The sequence below is a fragment of the Pseudomonas sp. GW821-FHT09C10 genome (assembly GCF_059418085.1).
Map to the genome: position 1 here is coordinate 1 of NZ_JBWKPE010000035.1, position 828 is coordinate 828.

1 pseudogene is annotated in these 828 nt (G+C 60.9%); it reads left to right on the forward strand.

Features of this window, described 5'->3' with window-relative positions:
* Positions 1-828 (forward strand): annotated as a pseudogene (locus AC07OT_RS30955) (hypothetical protein); the annotation flags it as partial.

The following is an 828-nucleotide window of genomic DNA, read 5'->3' on the forward strand; positions in this document are numbered from 1 at the left end:
ATTCATTTGCAGTGGATCTACCCCGACGGCAGCATGGCCACTATTGCCGCCAAGGATGGCCTGGATGGCGGTCGCGTCGACTTCGCCATCAGCCAGAAGATCCTGGCCGACAGCGTGGGTAAAACAATCACCTTGCGCTATATCGCCGTTATTAACGGTGACGAGGTAGATTCCTTTGTCCAGACCCTGACCGTTCAAACCCTGCGCGAGTCGGACTTGCCCAGACCGCTGATCAACGGCATCGCCCATAACGGCACACTCGACCTCAATACCTTTACTGGCAACGCGACGGCGTCGTTGGCCAAGTGGCGGTTGAGTGCTCAGGGACAACGGGTGTGGTTGAGGTGCAGCAGCGTCGGCGTAGATGATTTGCCGGTGCTTGATGGGGTGGAGATCACTTCGTCGGAAGCGGCGAACGGCCTGGTGAACAAGGCGGTACTGCGCAGTTGGCTGGCGGCATTGCCGGATAACCGGCAGATCACTGTTACGTGCAACGTGAGTTTTGACGGCAGCGCTGTCGAGGCCACTGCCCAGGAATTCCCCACGTCCACCTACATCGTGCGCTCGGCACTCGGGGACCTGCGCCTGCCCGTGCTGCTCCAGGCTTCAGGCAGTGGAGCCTCGGTAACCCTGGCCCCATTGAGCGCCTTGAATGGGGGCACGGTCCGGGTGAGCTACACCGGTATGCTCACCACCGATAACATCCGAGTCATCATGCTCGGCAACGGCGCCGCAGGTTCTCCCGTCCTCCCAGCCAAGGGCGGCAGCACGAGCGGCAGCGTTGATTTCCCGATTCCGGCGAGCGCCATCGCTGCCAATATCGGTAAC